Origin of the sequence: Rhizobium sp. BK098 (assembly GCF_014193155.1) — a bacterium.
GTDB lineage: Bacteria > Pseudomonadota > Alphaproteobacteria > Rhizobiales > Rhizobiaceae > Rhizobium.
This window is the reverse complement of the sequence record NZ_JACHYY010000036.1, coordinates 1-5602: the sequence shown is the minus strand read 5'-3', so window position 1 is coordinate 5602 and position 5602 is coordinate 1. Positions and strand designations below refer to the sequence as shown.

The window sequence follows — 5602 nt, the reverse complement described above, 5'->3', positions numbered from 1 at the left end:
ATCGATCCCGACCTTGGCGGCGCCGAGCGCCAGCGACATCGCCACATTGTCGCGCCCGTCGCCAAGGAAGGCCAAGACCATGTCCGACAGATGCTTGTGGGTGAATTCACGCATGGTCATGAGATCGGCGAGAATTTGCGTCGGATGAGAGACGTCAGTCAGCCCATTATAGACGGGCACGCCGGAATAGGTTTTCAGCGTCTCGACTGCACTCTGCGCGAACCCGCGATATTCGATGGCGTCATAAATGCGGCCGAGGACGCGGGCGGTATCCTTCATCGATTCCTTGTGGCCGATGTGACTGCCGGTGGGACCCATGTAGGTGACGTGTGCACCTTGATCATAGGCGGCGACCTCGAACCCGGTTCGGGTGCGTGTCGAGTCTTTTTCGAAGATGAGGGCGATATTCTTTCGCGTGAGGCGCGGCACTTCGTAACCGCCCAGTTTGGCAGCCTTGAGATCGGCCGCAAGTCGCAACAGATAACGGATTTCCTCGGCATCCAGATCATCGAGCGACAGAACGCTGCGACCATGAAGATTGATGGGCATGACAAGTTCCTTTGCAACTAAAGGGAGGCGCGAGCTAGTGGGCACGTCATGCAATGTCCGCCACCGCGGCCACGGCTGAGTTCTGCCCCTTCGATGGTGATCACCTCGACACCTGCGCGGCGCAGCAGCGTATTGGTATAGACGTTGCGGTCGTAGGCGATGACAACGCCGGGCTCGACAGCGATGACATTGTTGCCGTCATCCCACTGCTCGCGTTCCGCTTCGTAGTGGTCACCGCCGGTCGCAACGACACGCAAGCTCTTCAATCCCAGCGCTTGCGCAACCACGTCGGCAAATGGTGATGTCTCCTCCCGGGTATCTATCAAACCTTCGGCATCGCCCGGCCGCAGCGAAAAGCTCCGCAACCGATCGACGACCGGAGGATACATCGTCACCAGATCCCGGTCGCAGAAGGTGAAGACGGTATCGAGATGCATGAAGCTGCGATCGCGCGGCATAAGGGCCGCAATGACGCGTTTTGCAATACCGCTTGCAAAGAGACTTCGAGCAAGCGCGCCGACCGCCTGCGGAGTGGTGCGCTCACCCATGCCGACCAGGACGACACCATCGCCAATTGGCATCACGTCGCCACCTTCAAGACTGGTTCCAGTGACCGGGTTCTCAGGCGAGATGAATGTGAAGTCGGCTGCGTCGAACCGTGGATGAAAACGATAAATCGCTTCGACATTTGCAGCCTCTGGCCGTCGCGCCTGCCAATACATGGCATTGACCGAGACGCCACCATAGATCCAGCAGGAACTGTCACGGGTAAAGAGTTGGTTCGGCAGCGGTGGTAGCACGAAATCCTGCGGCGCCAGTGTCCGTCCAGTGAGCCCAAGCGGTTCAAATGGCAATTCGGCACGCGCAATGCCGCCGACAAGGTAGGTTGCCAGCTGATCGGCTGGTATCTCATTGAGCCAGCCGCGTAGTTCGTCGACCATGTCACGTCCGACAACCGCAGATTCGACCCGGCGATCGAGCAGCCAGCGGCGCGCGCTGGGCAAAGCCATAGTTTCCGTCAGCAATTCGCCCAATGATTGCACAACCACGCCGCGTTCGCGCAAAGCATCGACGAAGATGTCGTGCTCCTGGCGTGCCCGCTTGACCCAAAGCACGTCGTCGAAAAGCAAAGCCTTGCAATTGTCGGGTGTCAGGCGCCGAAGGCTCAGGTCAGGGCGGTGAACCATGACTTCGCCGAGACGACCGACTTCTGAATGAACCCCCAGAACATTCATGACGCTGCTCCCTGTCAAAACGGGCTGACGATGCCGGCCCACATTTCGTAGGCGGCAAGGAGGGCTACCGCCACAAGCACGACGGCAAGCACGGCTTCGAGGAGACGGAAGGGCTTTTGACCCGACTCTCGGCAGGCAAGAACATAGAAGAGAATGCCCGGCGCATAGAGGATTGCACACATGAACAGGTAGGCCGGGCCGGCGGCATAGACGAGCCACAGCCCGTAAAACGTCGCCAGAATCCCGATGAGCATTGGGGCCGTTCGTTGCTCACCCGGTGCATAGCTTTCGCCTGATATGGCCAGCTTTGCAGCATAGGCGCCGGAGAGGATGTAGGGCACGAGGATCGCGGTTGATGCGATGGAAAACAACGCCTGATAGGTGCTGTGAGCAAAGAGCGTAACGCCGAGGAACGCCTGGACAAGAAGATTGGTGATCAGCAGCGAAGCCCACGGGACACCACGGTCACTTTCCAACGCGAGGAATTTCGGCATGGTTCCGTCCTTGGCCGCCGCAAATGGAATCTCAGCTGCGAGGAGCGTCCAGCTTAGAAAGGCACCGATCACCGAGATGACAAGTGCGATGTTGATGAGAGCCGCACCCCAGGGGCCGACGACTGCCTCAAGTACGCCGGCCATCGATGGATTCTTCAGTGCGGCAAGCTCGGGTTGGCTCAGAATACCAAGCGAAAGCAGGGACACGAGCGCGTAGAACGCGAGACAGGTGAAAAACCCCAAGACCGTTGCCGTGGCAATGTCTTTCCGCCGCTCGGCCCGGGCGGAGAACACGCTCGCACCTTCTATGCCGATGAATACCCAGAGGGTGACCAGCATGGTGCTCTTGACCTGCGTGGTGATCGAGCCGAGGCTTGCGTTGCCCAGACCGGTGAAATCGAGCAAGAAGACATTAAGCTTGAAGGCGACGACGCCGACTCCGACGAACAATACAATCGGCGCGATCTTTGCGATGGTGACGATAAGGTTCGCGACCGCTGCTTGGCGGATGCCCGCGAGGACAAGAGCGTGGATCAACCACAGCAGGATCGATGCGCCGAGCACCGCCTGCCAGGTGTTGCCATCACCGAAGGACGGGAAGAAATAGGATAGTGCGCTGAAGACGATAACTGCATAAGAAACATTACCGATCCATGCACTCAGCCAATAGCCCCACGCACTGTTAAAGCCGATAAATGGACCAAATCCAGCTTTCGCATAGGCATAGGGGCCCACATTCAGGTTTGGTTTGCGGGTGGCCAGGGATTGATACACAAAGACCAGCGCCAGCATGCCGATCGCCGTGATCCCCCAGCCAATTGCGATGGCCAATGGACCGGCGCCGGCCGCCATGTTCTGCGGCAGGCTGAAGACGCCGGACCCGATCATCGAGCCGATGACCAATGCCGTTAGCGAACCCAGGCGCAATTTTCTGCTAACCGCCACCGGCTCGGTCGAGGCGACAAGCTTCATGCCGATCGAAGTCATGGTTTTCTCCCAAGGATTAAGGGCGTCTATGGGAGACACTGGACACCAGGCGGCGGTGACAAACCTTGATCCTTGTCAAGGCGGTTGTCATTTTTTGTAGACTTGCGCACCGCACCCAGAATGTTGGTTGACGATCCTGGAGTTTGCCGCAGCTACAATGCGGCATCACCCGCCGTCCGTCTGTTCGGTGTCATATTGCGAGCCTGCGCACAGTAGTCTCTCCAGACTTTTCAGGAAGGGGCGCTGACTACCGACGATCTTTTGGCCTGCCTCGGAAAGAGAGAACCATTCGGCGCGATCGATCTCCGGGAAGGACTGGAAATGCCCGCTACGTGGCGGCCACTCAATTTCAAACAGATTGCTGCGCAAGCGGGATGTATCGAATACTCCTTCAAGGGCAAAGGCGGTGACGACCTTTCCGCTCTTCTGGCGCAATTCGCCAAGAGGCTGCAGCGCGCCATCAGTTGTACAGCCTGTTTCCTCAGCGAATTCCCGTCGAGCGGCCGATTCAGGTGCCTCATCATTTCCGTATTCGCCCTTGGGAATAGACCATGCGCCGTCATCACGTTTACGCCAGAAGGGGCCTCCCGGGTGGACAAGCAGCACCAAAATGCTGCGTCGCGCCTTTTTATACATTAGGATCCCGGCGCTTTTCTTCATGTCTGATCGTTCCTATCAATGGAACCCGTATGTCTTTGCCTCGACCCCAAGATTTTGGCCATAAAACGACGGATGCGGTTGGATTCAAGGCAAAACGGCACTTAAACCGCCCAACCAGCGACATGCCCTCAGCTCATCGCTTCGGAAGCAACCGTTAAACGACGGACGATCGCATTGTCACCCCTGGTCGGGATCAAAGTAAAGGAGCGAGCCCGCACCCGTCCGAGCGGCATTCGGTCTCAAATATCCGATGACGGCGATCAACCATGTATAGATGATGAATACCGACAGTCACCGACCAAAATCGCGCCGTAGCACGACGATCGTAGGATCGTCCTTATCGTCATAGGCGTGGAAGGCCATGTCGCGCTCCAGCTCGATTGCAGCATGGTTTTCGCGGCTTTCTATGGATTCGATGCTTTTGAAATTATTCCGTTCTGCATAGCGGCAGATGTGGGCCAGCATTTCCCAACTTATACCCTGATGCTTGTAGTCTTCACGAATGGTCAGCGCGACCTCTCCGCGCTGAGTGTCCTTGCCGACCGCCAACATTGCCACTGCCAGCAACGTCTGATCAGATGAAAACGCAAGGAAATTGACGCGCCTGGGATCACCAACGCTTGTCATTTCAACGAGCCTTTCATGGGAAACGGATTTCATCCCGGATAGGAAACGAAATCTGACGTCGTCTGGTGTCACGTGGGTGAAAAAATCAGCGACAATTGCCTCATCTTTTGGCTCGGCGGCGCGAACATGAAAGTGAAAGCCGCTACGCGTGGTTAGGTCACCCTTGGTATCTTCGATTTCCATCATGCTTCTCCTTCAAACGCGCGGAACAACTGTCAATCGATATCTGGACACGAGCGGTCACGCGTTGAGCCTAGCAGATCTGCACATATCGACTTTGATCCAGCGCAAAATGGCCTGCCGGTCAGGATCGTTGCGCGTCTCTACAATCCTTGGAAATTCTGTGTTGGTCGATTCGACGCAGAAGCAGACGATGCGCTGCATTTCGCAGATCGGACCATTCGGGCGCTGTGGGAGTATTGCACAACATAACATTCCCTATTGCGATGGAACATCGGTCCAGGAATTGCGCCTCCGAAACCATCGTCGTGGAGTCGGCGTCATAGAGAGTGAGAGATCGGCTCAGATTTTCATGACGGGTTCAGGGCTGGGAGAGAGTTTTCCGGCGCCCGTCATGGAGACTAGCCATGGCGCATGTGGAGATTCTGGACGCCGGTCGCGAACGCACTGGCGGCTACAAGGTGGATGCAAGCCGAGGCGAGCGGATCGGCCGCGTGTCCTCGGAGTGGTTCTCGCGGCCTGCGGACGAGCGTTATCTATCCCTGTCCGACCTCTACGCCGCTGTGCCCTGTCGGACCGAGCGCAGCCGGACCCGAACTGTAGAGAGCGCGGCGATCAGCGTGGAGGCCATCGCCGGTGCCCTTGGAGACAGACAAGCTGTGACAGGAGGAGAACATCGGGTAGCCCCGTGTGCTTGGACCTGCCTGCTACGCGGGAAGCTTGACACCAGGTAGCTTCGCCAGTTCTGTCGTTGCTGTCTTGCGGGCATCTGATCCTAGGCCCTGTTGACAAAGTATGGCAGCCATATTTTGGCTGCGGCCAAAGCGAGGAATGCCGAGAATGATTTTTGGGTCTTATCGTATCTGGTGG

At 57.4% G+C, this 5602-nt stretch carries 4 protein-coding genes and 2 pseudogenes; 1 reads left to right on the top strand and 5 read right to left on the bottom strand.

Going from position 1 to position 5602, the window contains the following annotated elements; all coding sequences use genetic code 11:
- From FHT73_RS29090 to FHT73_RS29070, 5 genes and pseudogenes are all read right to left on the bottom strand, one after another.
- Positions 1 to 549: pseudogene (locus FHT73_RS29090) on the bottom strand (ornithine carbamoyltransferase subunit F); the annotation flags it as partial.
- Positions 550 to 566: 17 nt separating this feature from the next.
- The gene (locus tag FHT73_RS29085) at positions 567 to 1784 is read right to left on the bottom strand and encodes an arginine deiminase (RefSeq protein WP_183716514.1); all 1218 of its coding nucleotides are present in this window, start codon (positions 1782 to 1784) and stop codon (positions 567 to 569) included.
- 14 nt (positions 1785 to 1798) lie between these two features.
- On the bottom strand, positions 1799 to 3250 hold the full coding sequence (gene arcD / locus FHT73_RS29080) for an arginine-ornithine antiporter (RefSeq protein ID WP_183716516.1): 1452 nt from the start codon (positions 3248 to 3250) through the stop codon (positions 1799 to 1801).
- A gap of 180 nt (positions 3251 to 3430) precedes the next feature.
- Positions 3431 to 3925 carry an NUDIX domain-containing protein gene (locus tag FHT73_RS29075; RefSeq protein WP_183716513.1) on the bottom strand — a complete coding sequence of 165 codons (495 nt, stop codon included), beginning with the start codon at positions 3923 to 3925 and terminating at the stop codon, positions 3431 to 3433.
- A gap of 291 nt (positions 3926 to 4216) precedes the next feature.
- Positions 4217 to 4735, bottom strand: a complete 519-nt coding sequence (locus FHT73_RS29070; RefSeq protein ID WP_183716511.1) for a GNAT family N-acetyltransferase — start codon at positions 4733 to 4735, stop codon at positions 4217 to 4219.
- A 404-nt stretch (positions 4736 to 5139) separates the two neighbouring features.
- Between FHT73_RS29070 and FHT73_RS29695 the strand changes: the two are divergent.
- Positions 5140 to 5361, top strand: a pseudogene (locus tag FHT73_RS29695) (DUF932 domain-containing protein); the annotation flags it as partial.
- Positions 5362 to 5602: the final 241 nt, after the last annotated feature.